The organism is Winogradskyella marina, assembly GCF_015645385.1.
In the GTDB taxonomy this organism is placed as follows: domain Bacteria; phylum Bacteroidota; class Bacteroidia; order Flavobacteriales; family Flavobacteriaceae; genus Winogradskyella; species Winogradskyella marina.
This window is the reverse complement of sequence record NZ_JADOET010000011.1, coordinates 48,613-67,324: the sequence shown is the minus strand read 5'-3', so window position 1 is coordinate 67,324 and position 18,712 is coordinate 48,613. Positions and strand designations below refer to the sequence as shown.

The 18,712-nt window shown below is 34.7% G+C and carries 14 protein-coding genes; 8 read left to right on the top strand and 6 right to left on the bottom strand.

Going from position 1 to position 18,712, the window contains the following annotated elements:
• Nucleotides 1-2 precede the first annotated feature (2 nt).
• From ITJ86_RS12695 to ITJ86_RS12680, 4 genes are all read left to right on the top strand, one after another.
• Nucleotides 3-1,988, top strand: a complete 1,986-nt coding sequence (locus tag ITJ86_RS12695; RefSeq protein ID WP_394370117.1) for a TonB-dependent receptor plug domain-containing protein — start codon at nucleotides 3-5, stop codon at nucleotides 1,986-1,988.
• A 4-nt stretch (nucleotides 1,989-1,992) separates the two neighbouring features.
• A complete protein-coding gene (locus ITJ86_RS12690; RefSeq protein ID WP_195872019.1) occupies nucleotides 1,993-2,379 on the top strand; it encodes a hypothetical protein in 387 nt (128 codons plus the stop codon).
• Between the two features lie 34 nt (nucleotides 2,380-2,413).
• A complete protein-coding gene (locus ITJ86_RS12685; protein ID WP_195872018.1) occupies nucleotides 2,414-3,268 on the top strand; it encodes an MbnP family protein in 855 nt (284 codons plus the stop codon).
• A 78-nt stretch (nucleotides 3,269-3,346) separates the two neighbouring features.
• Nucleotides 3,347-4,366 carry a cytochrome-c peroxidase gene (locus ITJ86_RS12680; RefSeq protein ID WP_195872017.1) on the top strand — a complete coding sequence of 340 codons (1,020 nt, stop codon included), beginning with the start codon at nucleotides 3,347-3,349 and terminating at the stop codon, nucleotides 4,364-4,366.
• A 2-nt stretch (nucleotides 4,367-4,368) separates the two neighbouring features.
• On the opposite strand, the gene ITJ86_RS12675 is transcribed toward ITJ86_RS12680, so the two are convergent.
• Nucleotides 4,369-4,743 (bottom strand): Fur family transcriptional regulator, encoded by a 375-nt coding sequence (locus tag ITJ86_RS12675; RefSeq protein WP_195872016.1) that lies wholly within the window; start codon nucleotides 4,741-4,743, stop codon nucleotides 4,369-4,371.
• A 222-nt stretch (nucleotides 4,744-4,965) separates the two neighbouring features.
• Between ITJ86_RS12675 and ITJ86_RS12670 the strand changes: the two genes are divergently transcribed.
• The 4 genes from ITJ86_RS12670 to ITJ86_RS12655 all read left to right on the top strand — a co-directional run bounded on the left by ITJ86_RS12670 (nucleotide 4,966) and on the right by ITJ86_RS12655 (nucleotide 9,204).
• Nucleotides 4,966-5,208 (top strand): hypothetical protein, encoded by a 243-nt coding sequence (locus tag ITJ86_RS12670; RefSeq protein ID WP_195872015.1) that lies wholly within the window; start codon nucleotides 4,966-4,968, stop codon nucleotides 5,206-5,208.
• Between the two features lie 299 nt (nucleotides 5,209-5,507).
• Entirely contained in the window at nucleotides 5,508-7,829 is a 2,322-nt protein-coding gene (locus tag ITJ86_RS12665) for a TonB-dependent receptor (protein ID WP_230080300.1), read from the top strand.
• A gap of 23 nt (nucleotides 7,830-7,852) precedes the next feature.
• Nucleotides 7,853-8,671, top strand: a complete 819-nt coding sequence (locus ITJ86_RS12660) for a DUF4625 domain-containing protein (RefSeq protein ID WP_230080299.1) — start codon at nucleotides 7,853-7,855, stop codon at nucleotides 8,669-8,671.
• Nucleotides 8,672-8,727: 56 nt separating this feature from the next.
• Entirely contained in the window at nucleotides 8,728-9,204 is a 477-nt protein-coding gene (locus tag ITJ86_RS12655; protein ID WP_195872014.1) for a DUF4625 domain-containing protein, read from the top strand.
• Between the two features lie 219 nt (nucleotides 9,205-9,423).
• Here ITJ86_RS12655 and ITJ86_RS12650 read toward each other — a convergent pair whose 3' ends face one another.
• From ITJ86_RS12650 to ITJ86_RS12630, 5 genes are all read right to left on the bottom strand, one after another.
• Complete coding sequence (locus ITJ86_RS12650) at nucleotides 9,424-11,298, bottom strand: S8 family serine peptidase (protein ID WP_195872013.1); 1,875 nt, start codon at nucleotides 11,296-11,298, stop codon at nucleotides 9,424-9,426.
• Between the two features lie 100 nt (nucleotides 11,299-11,398).
• Nucleotides 11,399-12,874 (bottom strand): aminotransferase class V-fold PLP-dependent enzyme, encoded by a 1,476-nt coding sequence (locus ITJ86_RS12645; RefSeq protein ID WP_195872012.1) that lies wholly within the window; start codon nucleotides 12,872-12,874, stop codon nucleotides 11,399-11,401.
• Between the two features lie 54 nt (nucleotides 12,875-12,928).
• Complete coding sequence (locus ITJ86_RS12640; protein WP_195872011.1) at nucleotides 12,929-15,397, bottom strand: T9SS type A sorting domain-containing protein; 2,469 nt, start codon at nucleotides 15,395-15,397, stop codon at nucleotides 12,929-12,931.
• Between the two features lie 324 nt (nucleotides 15,398-15,721).
• Nucleotides 15,722-16,591: a S1 family peptidase gene (locus tag ITJ86_RS12635; RefSeq protein ID WP_195872010.1), complete on the bottom strand. Its 870-nt coding sequence runs from the start codon at nucleotides 16,589-16,591 to the stop codon at nucleotides 15,722-15,724.
• An 87-nt stretch (nucleotides 16,592-16,678) separates the two neighbouring features.
• On the bottom strand, nucleotides 16,679-18,649 hold the full coding sequence (locus ITJ86_RS12630; RefSeq protein ID WP_195872009.1) for a protein-disulfide reductase DsbD family protein: 1,971 nt from the start codon (nucleotides 18,647-18,649) through the stop codon (nucleotides 16,679-16,681).
• Between the last annotated feature and the right edge of the window lie 63 nt (nucleotides 18,650-18,712).

Sequence of the window (18,712 nt, the reverse complement as noted above, 5' to 3'; positions counted from 1 at the left end):
TGATGAGATTTAATACACTATTCATAGTATTATTTGTCGGTCTTTTTTCTACTGCGCAAAACACAAAGAAAAAGAAAGACAGCATTATAGCGCTAGATGAAGTGCAATTAATAACTATGATTAAAAAGAAAATTGAAACCGACATGAAAATGGCCGTTTCAGTCGATGAGTTTTTGGCATCATCAGATAATATCAGTTTCATTAAACGTGGTGCTTTTGCATGGGAACCTTTATTAAATAACATGAGTTCGGAACGCTCTACAATCACTATTGATGGGATGCATGTTTTTGGAGCTTGTACAGATAAAATGGATCCTATTACCTCTTATGTGGAGAGTAATAATTTAGATGCCATAGATATAAAATCTGGACAAGAAGGTAATATGCACGGAGCAACCGTTGCAGGAAGTATCGATTTGAAACGAAAAAGCACACCATTTAATCTTCCTAAAAAATGGAATGGAGCTTACCAAACCGGATTTGAGTTTAATAACAAACAGTTTTTCAACTTAGCGAATGCTTCATATTCTTCCGATAAATTTGTTGCCGATGGAAGTTTAGCCTACCGAAAAGCTGAAAATTATAGTGATGGTAATGACGACGAGGTTGCGCATTCGCAATTTACAAAATTCAATGCTTCACTTGGTTTAGCCTATAAAACGAGTGACTTATCATCTGTAAAAGTTGAAGCGATTTACGATGAAGCTAAAGATGTTGGTTATCCTGCGTTACCTATGGATTTATGGTTATCTAGAGCGTTAATCACCTCAGCAACTTACAAACAATTATTTGAAGAAGGCCTTGTGAGAGCTTGGGATACCAAAGTCTATTTTAATGCCATAGAACATTATATGGACGACACCACACGTCCTGAAAATCTGGTCCACATGGATATGCCAGGTTGGAGCACCACTTATGGTTTGTTATCTAATATTAATTTACAGAGCAATAAATTGAGTTCAGAAATTCAACTGAATGCCTATAACAATTTATCTACTGCAGAAATGCGCATGTATCCACAAGACCGAAGCGAACGTACCATGTTTGCCTACAGTTGGCCTGCTGTGACAACAACCTTTGCAGGACTTTCAATCAACAACGCTTGGGAGATTTCAGATCAAAGTCTACTTAATTTTGGTGGATCTTTAGGTGTCAATTACAACCATTCAAAATATGTAGAATTCAACTGGATTTTTCATCCTGGAACACCTCAAGAAAAAACGCGACTACTACCTAGTTTACATGCAGGCTATGAATTAAACATTAATAAATTCGATTTTTCTGTAGGTGGTGGTTATGGCCACAGAGTACCTTCGGTTTCTGAAGGTTATGGTTACTACATTTACAATAGTTTTGACCGTTACGATTATATTGGTAATCCTGACTTAAAAAATGAAATTTCTTATGAAGGCAATGCGAGTGCTGGTTTCACAGATAACAAACTCAGTATTCAAGCGAAGGTAAATTACTTCTATATTCAAAATTATATTATTGGTAGAATTCTGAGTTTAGGAAGTCCAATGAACTACCAGTCTGTTGGTGTTAAAGGGTATACCTCTTTAGATTATTCTACCTTATTTAATTTTTCACTGAACGGTAGCTATTCTATTTTAAACAACCTGCACTGGAAAGGCACACTTACCTATGCTCGTGGACAAGATGATAATGGTAACAATTTACCATTTATTAGACCATTAAGCTATCAAACTGCATTGCATTATAAATACAATAGGTTCAATTTTCAAACGTCGATTAATGGCGATTTAGAACAAATTAATTACAGTCCTGAATATGGTGAAGACCAAACACCTCAGTACACCATGTGGAATTTATCCGCAGATTACACCTTCAGAATTGCAGCCTATAGAACCGTAGTCCAAGTCGGCGCAGAAAATATTTTAAACGAATACTATAGTACGTATGCCGATTGGGGAAATATCCCAAGAATGGGACGTAATATATTCACCTCTTTAAAATTCAATTTCTAAATAGATGCAAAAAGTTTTTAGTTATATAATGACCTTTATTTTCCTGTTTGTTGTGTCTCAGCAAGCGGTGGTCATTATGCACTTTAAACTCAACCAACAAGCGATTACAATAGAGCTTTGCATCAACAAAGATAAACCTGAGCTAAAATGTAACGGTAAATGCTATTTAAGTAAAGAGTTGCAAGACACCGAGCCATCCGATTCTGAAAAAATAATGAATACCAAAAATTTAGATTTGGCGTTTGAGTCCAACCCCGAATTTGAAATAGAAACTCCTAACCTCATCAACAACAAAGTTATGGTGGGTTACATAGAGTTTCATCATTCGGAGCCTTATCTAGAAATTTTAGTTCCACCACCAATGCAACAGGCGAATTTTAAACGCACTTAATATTAAAGAATACCAATTAACATAAATTAAAACAATGAAAAATCTTAAAAATTATATTTTATCAGCAGCTGTATTAGTTGCCTTCATGTCTTGTAGTAAAGATGATGATAATCCTGTTGCAAACAATGTAACATTAGAGTTCAACAACACCTTTGGTGATACTCCTATCGTTCTTGGTGATGCGACATCGAGTACTGCGACTAAAAACACGTCGGAAGCAGGACAAATACACCATTTTGAAGAAGTAAAATACGTTATTAGTAACATCCGATTAATAAAAGCAGATGGTACTGAAATCCCTTATAATGTAAATGATTTAGATAATGGTGCAACTGTTGTTAACCAAGCTAATGCAGAAACCTTAAGTTATGTAATGAATGATATTCCGGTCGGTGATTATACTGAAATTAAATTTGGTTTAGGAGTGAAATCTGAATTGAACACTTTAGATCAAACAAGCTTTCCAAATTTCTATGCAAATGCAGGAGAAAATGATACTGAAATGCATTGGGAATGGGGAACTGGATACCGTTTTACAAAAATTGAAGGATTCTATGGTTCAGGTAATGATGATTTATCTATTCACTCTGGAAGCACATTAACTGATGATGAAGGTGGTAATATTGTTCAAGGCGTTGATGCCTATAGAGACATTACCTTAACACTTCCGACTACGGCAGTCGTAGGAAATAGTGCTCCAACAATAGCAATCAAAGCAGATTTTGACTATTTATTAAGTGGTCAAAGTCATACTATAACACTAGGTGACAACAATGCAACACCAAGTATTCATACAGCTGTTGAAATGACTAAGTTTGTAGACAATCTTGGAGGTGCTAGCACAATTGACAGTACTGGAATGTTCTCTATCATTAGTGTAAACAACTAAACCTTAATTTTAGAGTCGCCTGAAACACACTATCTAGGCGACTCTATTTTAATTTTCATGCCCACAAATAGCTTCAAAATGAAAAATATAGTATCTATTTTAGCTGTGATTGTATTAGTAACATCCTGTAGTAATGATGACAATTATGAGTCTACTCCTTTTAATAATCCTGAACTGAACATAAGTATACCTGAGGGTTTTCCACTGCTTAATAATTCCTTTTACACCAATAAGCCAACAACTTTTGGCGTTGAATTGGGTGAGAAACTATTTTCAGAAAAAAGATTTAGTACCAATAACACCATTTCTTGTTCAAGTTGCCATATTCAAGCTCATGCTTTTGGAGATAATAATGCGCAAGCCATAGGAATTGAAGGCAGAGTTGGATTAAGGAATACACCACCAATTCAAAATTTAGCATTCCTAAATTTTTACAATTGGGATGGTAGTAAGCTTCAACTAGAAAATCAGCCTTTAGTACCAATTATCACCCATGAAGAAATGGACTCTTCGATATTAGAAGTCATCAGTAAAATTGAAAATGACGCTGAATATCAAGACTTGTTTGAAAAAGCTTTTGGTGATGCAGACATTACCTCAGAACGCATTTACAAAAGTATTGCACAATTTGAATACACATTAATTTCTGCCAATAGCAAATACGATCGTGTGAAACGAAATGAAGACAGCTATACCCAAATTGAAGCAGAAGGCGCTTTAATTTTCGAACAAAAATGCGCGAGTTGCCATAGCTCTGAATTATTTACTGACCAAAGTTTTAGAAATATTGGTTTCCCTTTAAATACTGATACTAATGAAGCCGGACGCGCTAGAGTAACAGGTGCTATTGAAGACTATATGAGTTTTAGAGTCCCAACGTTACGAAACATTGAGCACACAGCACCTTACGGAAGTTTTGGTCAATTTGCGACGTTACGAGCCGTTTTAGATTATTTTGACAATGGTGTTATAGAAGCAGATAACCTCGATCCTATTTTAAAAGATAACAATAACAGAATTCCGCTTACGGAAGTAGAAAAAACAAGCTTAATTGCTTTTATGAAAACTTTAAGTGATAATGAATTTTTAGGTCTATAAAATTAAGCACAGTTTTTACAAACGCCTGTTAAAACACAATTAACATTTTCTACCACATACCCTTGCGGAATAGAAAAACTAACTTCACTGGGAAGGCATTCTAATGTTTCACAAACTGTACATTTAAAATGATAATGTTGGTGTTGTTTGTGAGTGTCATCACAGCGATCGCATAAGGCAAAATATTGTTTACCATCTTCAGCAATAACTTTATGCAAAATACCATCATCACAAAAACGATTTAAAACCCGATAAATCGTAGCTCTGTTGATATCAATAGGAATCTCCTGCTCTATGGCATTTTGACTCATGGCTTTTCCAGCTTTAGTCAACACATCTAAAACCGCTGATTTTGTTGGTGTTTGTCTTCGTTTCATGTTTAATGCGAATTGTTTGCAATATATTAATGCGACAGCCTTGCAATATTATAAATAAATAATATCTTTGCAAATCATATATACAATATACACGTTATAATTTTTAAACGTAGTATGGTAGCGTATTTTTAAATTATTAAGATTGTTTTCATTTTAATGAAATTTAGTCACCTAAAAAATAGTATCACTTTTTTGTTCCTTATCCTTTTTCTCTCGATGAAAATGGTAGGGCTTCATGCACTAACGCATGATGACGATCAAGACCATGCTTTGCATTGTGCTATTTGTGATAACGCTACAATCAATAATTTAACTCCTGCTCTAACTCCAGACCCATTAGAATTTTCTATTGAAAATACAGAGTTGGTCTTGTATAGAAACAGTACTACACATTACGAATTTGTAATGTCTAATACTATTGCTACAAATCAATTACTTTCCAGACCTCCACCTTTTACACTATAAGTAATCCTATACATTTTTTATTATTTAAGCTGTGATCTGTTTACAACAAAGCGCTTCAAGCTATCTATTTAGATTCTAAAATTGAGCTAGATCCTAGGTTCTGCTATTCATATTTTTTAGAAGTTTCTAAATCGTTATTAGCAACAGCCATTGAAACACCTCTCATTGATATTTTAAATAATACAAATGCGTATAGGTTTTGTTAAAGTTCGCCCTTAAGAACACATTATCAAATCTTATAGTATCTCATTATGTTATACAAAATGCTGAGTTTATGGCTATGTTTTAGCCTAAGCTCAATGGTATTTGCTCACGATTCTTTTCAAATAAAAGGAACTATTGCAGATGCAAAAACATTACAACCCTTAGAGGGTGTCAATATTATTGGCGAAAACCAATATTCAATTTCTTCCGCAACAGGAACATTTACCCTAAATAATGTTTCTAAGGGCACTTATTGCTTAACCATATCGCACTTAGGTTACACCTCGCAAACGATTTGTATTGAGGTCGGCCCAAATACGGAAGTGCTTGAGGTCTTTTTAGAGGAGTCTACAACGGCGCTTCAAGAAGTGGAAGTCAACGGAAAATCTAAAAAAAGAATGAACAAAGAATCTCCAGTGGTTTCTGAATTGGTATCCAAAGAATTTTTGGCTAATAACAGGGAAAACAGCTTAATGCAAACCTTAAGTAAAATTCCTGGAGTGAGTACCATAAATATTGGTTCAGGACAATCTAAACCCGTCATAAGAGGCTTAGGGTTTAATAGAGTTGCTGTAGTTCAAAATGGAGTAAAACACGAAGCACAACAATGGGGAAATGACCATGGATTAGAAATTGATCAATATGGTATTGAAAACATCAAAATTGTAAAAGGACCTGCATCTTTAGTTTACGGTTCAGACGCTATTGCTGGTGTTGTAGATATTCAATCTAACCCCATTCCTTTTAAGCACTCTTTTAGTGGTGATGTTAACCTTTTAGGAGAAAGTAATAATGATTTGCTAAGCATTTCGGCAGGTGTAGAAGGACGAAGTCATAATTGGTTTTATAGAGGCCGATTAACTTATAGAGATTATGGGGATTACAAAGTGCCTACAGATAAGATTAATTATGAAAATTACGTCTTTACGTTGCACGAGAATAATTTGCGTAACACTGCAGGAAAAGAGGCCAACGGAAGTCTAAGTTTTGGTTATGTTTCAGACCGCTTTACAACGGAAACAACGATAAGTAATGTGAACTCGAAAAACGGTTTTTTTGCCAATGCTCATGGTTTAGAAGTCAGAACCTCGAGCATCGATTATGACCGTTCAAATAGAGATATTGACCTACCTTATCATAAGGTGAATCATTTTAAGGTAACCAATAACACATCGATAGATTTAGATAATCACACGATTCAGCTAGATTTAGGCTTTCAAAATAATATAAGAGAAGAGCATTCTGAACCAACTCCTCATGGTTATATGCCTACTCCACCAAACACAAAAGAGCGTGGATTTCATAAAAACACCTTTTCCTTAAATGTAAAGGACGCTTTTGAGCCTTTTAACAAACACCATGTTGTTGCAGGAGTAAATCTAGAATTTCAAGATAATAGCATAAGTGGTTGGGGATTTTTAATACCAGAGTACACGCGTTTTACAGTGGGTGCATTTGCTTTTGATCAATATGAAATCCATTCCGACTTACATCTTTTAGCTGGTGTACGATATGATTACGGACAAATAAACAGCAAATCTTACTCTGATTGGTATCCATCTACCATCAACAATCCCAATGGTACGACCTCGTATGTGTATTTGCAACGTGCACAAGATAAAACACTAGATTTTGGAAATGTCAGTGCTTCTGTAGGGTTAAGTTACATTTTAAATAATACCACCTTTAAAATTAATGCAGGAAAAAGTTTTAGAATGCCACTACCTAATGAACTGGCTTCAGATGGTGTGAATTATCACATGTATCGCTACGAGCAAGGTAATCTCGATTTAGATCCTGAAGAATCCTATCAATTAGATATTGATATAGACCATACTACAAAAGATTTTAGCGTAGGTATTAGTCCTTTTGTCAATGTTTTCGAAAACTTTATTTATCTAAATCCGACGTCTAACTATTACGAAACCTTACAGATTTATGAATACACCCAAAGTAAGGTATTTAGAGCAGGTGGCGAACTTAGAGCAAGCACAAGTATTATTAATAATTTACAATTAGATGCTTCAGCAGAATATGTGTATTCCAGACAAACGAGTGGTCCTAAAGAGGGCTTTACTATTCCGTTTTCCCCACCATTATCAGGATTATTTTCAGCGCGTTACCAATTTAAAGATGTACTATTTTTTAAGGAACCACAACTAACTGCCGATTATAGAATTACAGCAGCACAAGATGAAATTGTACCACCAGAAGAACAAACAGATGGCTATCAAGTTTTAAATATGTCGCTACTCACAGACATCAACTTATTTAAAGCAAAGCAGCCTTTAGAATTAAAGTTTAAACTCAATAATGTCTTTGACACTAAATATTTTGATCACACAAGTTTTTACCGCTTAATCGATGTTCCTGAAACAGGAAGAAACATCTCAATAGCATTAACACAAACATTTTAACAACCACAATTAAATTAAAAATCATGAAAACAAACATTTTAAACACCAAAACAAATCTTATGAAATCAAATTTTAAATTTTTAGCATTTATCGCTTTTTTCGGAATTCTTTTAAACTCATGTAGCAGTGATGACGACAATGTTTCACCGAGTCTTAATGCACCAGAAATAACTGGTTTTGAATATGGAGAAGGTAGTGCACATTCTACAGAACAAGTGGCGTATAAAGGCTCAGATATTCATTTAGAAGCTGACATTTATGCTGAAGCTGTAGTAAGTAGCATTACACTTTCTATACACGCACACGATTTACCACTTGCCGATGGTGAAGTTGAGTGGGATTTTTTCCAAGAATTTTCAGGCAGCAATTACCAAGTTATTAATCCTACATTTCATGAGCATGTTGAAGTCCCAACCGACATTCCTGCTGGTGAATACCATATAGAATTAGTGGTTATTGATGAGCTTGGAAACAGCACAGAAATTGATGGGCATTTAGAGATTTTGGACTATGTAACTATAAGCGACGATCATATTGACACAGAAGCAGTTAGAGGAACTGATTTTCATGCTGAATTTGTGATTAATGCTCTTAATGGTATTCATAACATTACAGTTGATATTCATGCACATGATCTTCCTGTTGGCGCTGGCGAGGTAGAATGGGATGAAGAAATCGTATTTTCAGAAGGTTACCACGGATTAACAGAAGTTGAGTTCCATGAGCATATTGATGTTCCGGTAACGGCACCTGAAGGTGAGTATCACATGGTTTTCACAGTTGAAGATGAAGACGGTAATACCAAAGAACACCATGCACATATTGATGTTACAGCACCATAATTATTAATTATACCGCATAGTATAAGAAATACTATGCGGTTTTAATACCTTAGAAAATGAGATCGATATTAAAATATTTTAACCTCCTGTTCATTGCATTATTCATAATCTCATGTTCTAGTGATGATAGTGTTGATATAGATGAACAAAAACCAACAATTAGCATCAATTATAACGAAGGCTTTCCACAAGCATGCGAGCAATTAGTTAGAGGAGAAACCTACACATTTAAAGCTCAGGTTTCAGACAACCTAGCACTAGCCTCTTATAGTTTAGATCTTCACCACAACTTTGACCATCACACACATGATGACCAAGATGTGTATTGCGAGACAGAACCTATTAAAGCAGCTGTGAATCCATTCATATATATGGAAAGTTTTTCTATTGAAAATGCTCCAACATCTTATGAAATTAACATTGTAATCACTATACCTAATGATATTGACACCGGTGATTACCACTGTGCGTATTCCGTAACCGATGAAACGGGTTGGCAAAGCAGGACTTCTATTGATATAAAGATTATATAATAGATTTAAAATTTGAGTTAGTCATTTTTATCTGTAGCTAAAGTGCTGACTGAATACGAGTCAGCACTTTTTTTTACATATATAATTGTTTTTACCAAAACTAAGTTCAAATCAATGATCTCCTAAATCTAAAAATGCTTTCAAAAGTGTATGAAGTCCATCACAAAACAATTTGAATAAGTGCCTAGAATCAAAAATCTTGCTATTTTTATCTAGCACTTAATTGACAACTATCTTTTTTGTAGAAACTAAAACATCTTTATCATCCTGAATCCTTAAAAAGTAAACCCCTTTTACTAAAGCGCTAACGTCTAATTCAATAGTATTTTGATTAGAGTAATTTGTTTCAATCTTTTTTTGTCCTAAAATAGTATAAAGACTAGCTTTTAGTTCTTGAAATTGACTAGAGTCAAATTTAATTTTTAATACATCATTTACTGGATTTGGAAAAACGGAAATACCATCTGCCATATTATCAATATGTGCAATTGAAAGATTTTCTGATAGTACACCATTAATAACTAATGAAAACTCCTGCAACTCATTTACTAAAGTCCCTTTATGACTAACATTAACCGTATATTGTCCAGGACTAATATCTTTAACATTAATTATTTCGATATTATCTCTGTAATTATCTCCTTTAGAAGCAGCTAACGCGTAATTATTATAATTAGCATTAGGCTCCATCATCCATGGGTAATACACCTCTGTATCTGACACAACTCTAACATCTAAATCATTTATTAACATTGGAGTTGCATCATTATAAAGTTCATCTGCTAAAGGCTCTGCTGCTGGATCATTCCAGCAAATAGCAACCGATAATGGTTGTGTACCATCCACCTCTATTTCTACCGAATATGTTTCATCTTCATTTAATACTAATTCAGAAATTATTGCAGATTCCCCATTATTTGTAATCACCTCTGCGGCTTTGAAGGCATTAAACAATCCCCATCCGTTAGAAAAATCTGGACCATCGTAGTCTCCTGCTTCATCAGTAGTACTTAAAATTAAAGCTTTAGCCGTTGCAGCTTTCATATAAACTGAGTTGTTGTTATAATAATGTTGTTGCAAAAGTCCTAATCCTCCAGAAACAATAGGTGCAGCAAAAGAACAACCATTTCCTGTAGCGTAATTTGAATCACTAGCATCTCTTGTAGAATAGGAAGAAAAACCAACAGCAGTAAGGTCTGGTTTAATTCTCCAATCATCAGTTGGTCCCCAACTTGTAAAAGCAGTTTGAACCACTGATTCTGGCCCAGTATAATTTAATACATCTAATGATGCTCCAACGACAATTGAATTTTTACCAAGTTTATTACTCGCAAGTAAGTCATATCTAGAACCATCAGGATTATAGCCTTTATTCCCGTTATTAGAGGCACCTGTACACATAATTAAATAAGGTGCATTATAAGAAATCTCATCCCACAATTGTGAGTATTGATTATAAATCCCGTACTTCTCATAATCCGTGTTTGGATTGGCTATAATATACGAATGACTTGATATTAAACCTCCTATAGCAGCCCAAGTTGATAGCTCCGAAATCCAGTTTGATATATTATATGATTTAATTGTTGCAGAAGGCGCCATACCTTCTGCTTGGGGATCTACTCCTGAAGCTATTAATATTCCAGAAATATGTGTTGCATGCGAGGACACCGTTGTGTTATCAATTACCGTGATATTATTATTGAATTCTTGATGTGTAATTCTAGGTGGTCCAGCATCCCATAAACCAAACTCTATACCACTACCATCTAAATTTAACCCTGAAGTACCACCGGTTCTAATAAGGTCTACTTTAGACGATATTGCAGAGCTTTCATTTTCTAAGGAATAATAAACTGGGTTTCCAGTGGTATCGAAATGAGAAAAATACTTTTTATCCCCTTGGTCAGTAATTAATATTTCTAGTATTTCCCTGTCCAAAAATTGATCCTGTATCGCTAAGAATTCTTCTGAAATTTGATTCAATTTTTCAACATTGGTATGACTGATTATAATTTCTCTATCTTTTTGATTTTGAGAGAACAGCTCTAACGATAAAAATAAAGCGAGAAGTAAAAGGTTACATTTTTTCATAAATTCATAGTTTTAGATATTTTACAACGCAAAGAATATAGCACCATTAAGTCATTGCAAATCAAACATATACTGCTTGATGTGTTTTTTTTAACCAATTTTAATTTACAAACCATTCCTCAATAATTTCGTTCTCTGTGTTATAGTTGTCTTTGTGAATAAATTCATTTTTAGAAGCATTATAGTCATAGTCTTTAGACCAAGTTGAGAAGTTATCTGCCACTTCTTTTATCGCCTCACATACAAACTCAATTTCAGTATTGAGCATAGTGGGATGAATAGACATACGCACCCAACCTGGACGCTCTGCTAAACAGCCTTCCAATATTTTTAGTTCTATAGATTTTGAAGTAAGCTGGTCTACATTCAACAAATAATGCCCATAAGTTCCTGCGCACGAACAACCTCCTCTTGTTTGCACACCAAATCTATCGTTGAGTAGTTTTACTACTAAATTGTAATGCGCATTTTCAATATAAAAAGAAAAAACGCCCAAGCGATTTAAGTTCTTAGGAGCTAAAATGTTTAAATTTTTGATTTTTGATAATCTTTCAAAAACAATCGTATTCAATTCGTGCTCTCTATCTAAAATATTTTGAACTCCCATTTTTTCTTTCAACCGTATAGAAAGTGCAATTCTAATGGCTTGTAAAAAGCCTGGTGTGCCTCCATCTTCACGGCTTTCTATATCATCTATAAAATCATGGTCTCCCCATGGATTGGTGTAACTAACAGTGCCGCCTCCTGGATTGTCTGGCACTAAGTTTTTATACAATTTTTTATTAAAAATTAAAACACCTGTTGTCCCTGGGCCTCCTAAAAACTTATGAGGCGAAAATGTAATGGCATCTAAATATTCCTCTGTATCACTAGGATGCATATCTATTTTAACATAAGGTGCAGAACATGCAAAATCTACGAAGCACAAACCGTTATTTTTATGCATTATTTTTGCAATCGCATGATATGGTGTTCTAATACCTGTAACGTTGGAGCACCCCGTAATCGCAGCTATTTTTATAGGAGTTTCACTATAGTCTTGTAACAACTGCTCGAGACCTTCTAAACAAGGTAAACCTTCTGTATTTGACGGAATAAGTTTTACTCGTGCAATAGTTTCTAACCAAGACGTTTGATTAGAATGATGCTCCATATGTGAGACAAAAATTATAGGTCTTTTTTCTTCAGGAATTTCAATATGCGCTTTTAAGTTTTCGCTAATCTTGATTCCTAAAATACGTTGAAACTTATTGATAGCACCTGTCATGCCAGTCCCTACTGTTAATAATACATCATTACTAGAGGCGTTAACATGTTTTTTAATAATAGATCGTGCATCAGAATAAGCATGGGTCATTACACTCCCAGTAATAGAGGTTTCTGTATGAGTATTTGCGACGAAAGGACCAATAACATTTAAAATTTGTTCTTCAATGGGTCTGTATAATCTTCCACTAGCAGTCCAGTCTGCATAAATAATATTTTTTTCCCCATAAGGAGATACAAACGTTTGATCTAAACCAACTACATGTTTTCTAAATTCTGAAAAATACTGTTCTAAATTTGATTCTGACACTACTGCTTTTTTTGAATTAAAACTACCTTTAAGAAATTTATAATATTCATTACATTATTTTATAATAATCTTTAAATGCCCTCGACCAGCATTATTTTCAACTGTTACAAAATACATACCAGTAGCAATAGAAGACAAATCAATTGGTGTGTTGTTTAATGCTTCAGAAGAATCAAAATAATAGGTTTTTAAAACTTCTCCAGAAACAGCTATAACTTGCATTACTGATTTTCCAAGAGTAGCTGTAGTTGTTATATTAAAGATGCCATTAGATGGGTTTGGGTGTGCTGCTAACGTGTATACTTCGGTGTTATTAATTTCTTCAACATCTAAAGTGCCCTGTATTAACGGAGCGTTGCTAAAATTAATTAATTGCCCATCAATATAGTACTGTGCTTTAAAGCTGTCATTACAATCCGCACAAGTAACTCCAGTAATACAATCAGGATTATTAGGATGACAATAATCTATATAAGTAGGATCAAATCTATAACTAAAATCAACTGTGCCTCTAATGATTAGTGGTGTCATATCAGTAAGGCTAGGTGGAGCAATTGCTCCAGGACACCACCCTGCTCTGTTGTGATACCATGCACCTAGCTGCCCTATACAATTATCAGGGTTAGGGTTACAATCGTTCCACAAGTGTTGCTCATAGTATTCTACTCCATCAACATCAATATAATTATAAGCTTCATAAAATTCGGCAGCATTTTGAGAATTAAGATCTCCCCAACCATGTCCCGTAGTAGATAAACGTAAGTGAGAACTCAACACATTAGAATCATAAGTGTAGTTTACAACAGGTACAGGTTGTAAATTAGTAGGATTACCTAAATCCCAATTACCATCCCATAATTCTACTACTTTGGAGTATAAATATTCAGGTGTTCCTTGTTGATAATCTAAGTCTAAAGAAACTTGCCAGCCTCCTGTTCCCCAGGTATCAATAAAGACTCTAAACTCTACCTCACCTTGAAGAAGCGCTTCATAATCTGTTAAATCAATTGTATGACCACACGCTATACCGTATGGCGTATTATAACGAATAATCTGAATCCAGTTACCATCTGGAGCTTTAACATCAATAAAAGCTCTACGGTCCCAATCATCACAATCTCCTGTATTTGACGGACAGTCAAACTGAAGGTTTGCAATAACTTCATTATAACTTCCTACATGCTGTGGCATCGTATATGTACCGTAATGCCATTGTCCTGTTACACCATATTCTATGACAACATCTTCTATAGTTTGTACATTTTGAGAGGCTATAGTATTAGTAACTTCTACGATTTTTGTAATGGTTGTACTTTGTCCATTATTAGCATTCGTTGTAATATCTACTATATGAAGGCCATACGAATCTGGTGTCCATAGCCCGTAATACATACCGTTTTCTCCAATTATTTCAAGGGGTACGTCATTAACCTTAATTTCTGCATTATCTATATTTAAAACGGAAGGTTCGTCTATTTCAGTTGTTAAATAAATTGGGTATGCATATAACGAAGGCATCTCGATTGGATAATCTTCAGTAAGTCTTGTTGTAATGGTAGGACTATAAATACTTAGATCTACAACCTCAAATTGTAAGTAGTTTTCTGAAGCATTATAATTTGAATCTCCTGCCTGTGCTGCTTTTATGGTTACAATACCACCAGAATTACCATCTAATGTTACAGTGTTGCCACTAATAGTTGCAGGGCCCGATACAACACTATAAGTTATATCTGTTAAGCCCGAACTAGATGTTGCTGAAATGGTAAAAGGATCATCAGTAGAGTATTTTCTTATGATTTGATGATCAAATGATATAATTTGATTTTGTTTACCAGTTCCAGTGCCATCATCATATAAATCAATTAAAGCATTCGCTGTAACATGAGGGTGCTCTCCTCCTCCTGTTGTTGCATTCTCTTCTGGAGGATAGTAACTAAATGCAAAACTAGTTGTAATATAATCAGGACTTCTATCTAAGCTTGCTTGATCTACCTCAAATGGATTACTTCCAGTAGCCATTTGTCCTGTTGCGTCTAGAATCTGTGCATTAGCCTGAATTATCCTTACTATTGGAGCATAACTTTCACCATCTACTATACCTCCATTTTTAGCTGTATTTTGAAATAAATTGTCTTTACTAACATTAAATATCGTATAGGTTTTTGTAAATGTGCCATCCTCATTGTCTACTGTTTCTGTTTTAAAAAAACCATTATTTACATCTGGGTCATTTAACTTGCTTAAAGCCATCCTAACCTTATCAGATCCACTCTGCCAGCCATGACGATAAGCACTCATGTCAACACCATTGGGGTAAGGATACAGACTAAATAGAACATCATTATTTTGTCCATCAGGAACATTGCTCACTATAAAAACAAAAGGATCAGTTGGGATTAAAGTGCCATTGGGGTGAATTTCAGCTGGTTTGCCAGTGAATTCAAAACTAGCTTGACCGAAAGTCACAGCGGTTAGAGCTAACGAAAAAGTAAGCAATAATTTTTTTAGTAAATTTTTCATCATAAAGTGAATTAAGGATTAATAAGCTGCATTTAAAAAACTGAATACCAATTAGTTCTATTTGAATAAAAACTAAAGAAACCACCTCATCTTTTCGCTAAAGGGCTTGACTATTTCGACGGACAACATAACAAAAGTGATAAGCGGACAATGTTTAATTCCTTTTTTCAATCTCTGTTATGAGATTAAAAATTGCTCTAGCCTTAGTCAACAACGCATTACTTTCATTTCCTAATTCGACTTCTTAGGGGGTATCTACCTCACATCATCCTAGACCATAGCGTCTAAAATAGCACGTATACTAAATGGTATTTTTTACATTTACTATTGAACATACTTATTGAGTTGACTTACAGGCACAGCTACTTTTACTAAAAGCTGCAAATCCCCTTTATGTTTAGAGTTTCCTCCGTAATAGTGTGCACGTGTAGCACTTACCACACCAACAACTTGACCCGAATCATTAACTACAGGCCCACCACTAGCCCCTAAACCGAACTCTGCTGTAATTGAAATTCTTGGGTTTCCGCCTTTAGAATTCACATGTTTTCTAGAAATAATCCCTTTGGTCATAAAAAAGGTATTTTTAAACGGGTGTCCCATCACATATATATCTTCTCCAATTAGTTCATTTTCAGCCAACGGTAGCGCGTTTAATTTCTTTCCTTTTGTTTCTACTTTAAGAATCGCTAAATCATTAGATTTACTTGCAGACAAAACTTCCGTCACCACATAAACATTTCCTTCGTGATCTATTGCAAAAAGGCCATCGTATTCAAATTTATCTTTAGGCGCAATAACATGATAGTTGGTTACGATGACACCATCCTCGTGAATTACAAAACCCGATGCCGCACTTAAGTGAACATTAGGACATCTATCACATAAATAAGATGAACCTATATATAATGTGCTTTTTTGCAGGTGATAATACATTTGGTTACCCGTTTTTTTTGTTTGCTCAGTACGCGTTAGTTCTACCCCTGAGTTTGCTTCAAAGTTTTTATCTCTATATTCTTTAAGTTTTTCAAAAGGAGTATGCTCATTAGCCGCTACCAATTTATCTACCTCTAGACGAGCCGCATTGACAAACTCCGTACTATTTTCTGATTCATCATCTGATATTTCAATTGAGGCATGGTGTGCTTCTGAAACTTTCTTAGTTGAATTACAACTGTTAACTACTAATATCATAGTTAGATATAGGATATAATTAATTTTCATGGTTTTATTTTTTTTGTGATTTTATTTAAAATTTGTTCTACTACCTATTGTTTTCCTTTAGAATTTTGAGATCCCCGTTTCTAACCAAGTGTGATAGTCATCTACGTCTGGAGTATAACCAACAGGTTCTATAAGTTTATCTTCGTTATGATCCATTAAAACATAAAATGGCTGAGAATTTGACTTGTATTTTATAGTTTGCATCTCGCTCCATTTTTGTCCTATATATTTTAAATTTTTCCCTGGTTTAAGTTGAGATGGCACCACCTCATCATCTTCAAGTTTTCGTTTATCATCAACATATAAAGAGATTAATACAACGTCTTCTTTTAATATTTTTAAAATTTTTGGATTTGGCCAAATATTTTGTTCCATCTTTCTACAATTCACACAAGCCCAACCTGTAAAATCTAACATCACTGGCCTACCTACTTGTTTTGCATAGGCCAAACCTTTATCATAATCATTAAAGGCCAAAATATCGTGTGGCGCTAATAGGTGAGCACCTTCAGGCAAATCGACATGAGCTGAAGCACTTCCGCCAGATCCTAATTTAGAATACCCTACACCATAAGGAGACTCGCTATATTCTAATGGAGGTGGAAACGCACTAATGAGATTTAATGGTGCGCCCCAGAGTCCGGGAATCATATAAATTGTGAAGGTTAAAACAACAAGTCCTAAACTTAATCTACCTACTGAAATATGCGTTAATGGTGAATCGTGCGGTAATTTAATTTTTCCGAATAAATAAAGCGCTAAGGTTCCAAAAATAGCTATCCAAATCGCAATAAATACTTCGCGTTCTAAAATATGAAGCTGCAGTACTAAATCGGCTTGACTTAAGAATTTGAATGCTAAGGCTAATTCTAAAAATCCTAAAAACACTTTTACGGTGTTTAACCAACCTCCTGATTTAGGCAGTGAATTTAACCACCCTGGAAAAGCTGCAAACAAAGCAAAAGGCAAAGCTATTGCTAATGAAAACCCGAACATACCAATAATTGGAGCTAAACCACCTTTAGATGCTGCTTCAACTAATAAGGTTCCAACAATAGGCCCTGTACATGAAAATGAGACTATAGCCAAAGCTAGCGCCATAAAAAATATACCAACCAACCCACCTCTATCGGCCTGTGAATCTACTTTATTAGCCCATGAATTGGGTAGCATAATCTCAAAAGCTCCTAAAAAAGACACTGCAAAAACAACTAAAATAATAAAGAAAATAACATTAAACCAAACACTTGTGGCGAGTGCATTGAGGGCATCGGCACCAAAAATTCCAGTTACAGCGATACCTAATAACAAATAGATGACGATGATACTAATACCATAAATAACGGCGTTTTTTATACCTGCAGCTCTGCTTTTACTTTGTTTAGTAAAGAAACTCACTGTCATAGGAATCATCGGGAACACACAAGGCGTTAACAAGGCTGCAAAACCAGATAAAAATGCTATAAAAAAGATAGACCACAGTCCTTTATTAGTGGCCGAATCTTCACTCGTTTTAACACTTTTTTCTATTGGTGCTACGGTTGTAACATCTCCTTTCGTTTCTGTAGTTAATTCTTTTTTATCACCAATATAAAATTCTAAATCAACTTCTGTTGGTGGTAAACAACGCGTATCATCGCAGACCATAAATTCTACAAACCCATGGACGGACGTTGTCGCTTTATCGATTGTTATATTTTGAATAAATTTTGACTCTCCATCAAAATATTTAATTTCCATTTCAAAAATAGGATCTTGAACCGTATGCCCCTCACCTTCTTTTGTCGCTCCGTTTAAAGTGAAATTTTCTCCTGAACTATCAAACGTAAATGTCGTAGGTATTGGACCTCCATCGGGTACCGTTTGCGAATACAAATGCCAACCAGCATCGATATTTGCAGTAGAAATCAACTGATATTCTGTATCGGATATTTTCTCTACAGAAGTCGTCCATTTTACAGGATCAAAGACTTGGCTATTTACGAAACCAAACATTAGTAAAGCGATTGCTAATATTATATTTTTCATTAAATATGTATTTTAATTTTTGCTTTTGTTAAAAAACTACTGGATAGGGTTTTCTATAAAAAA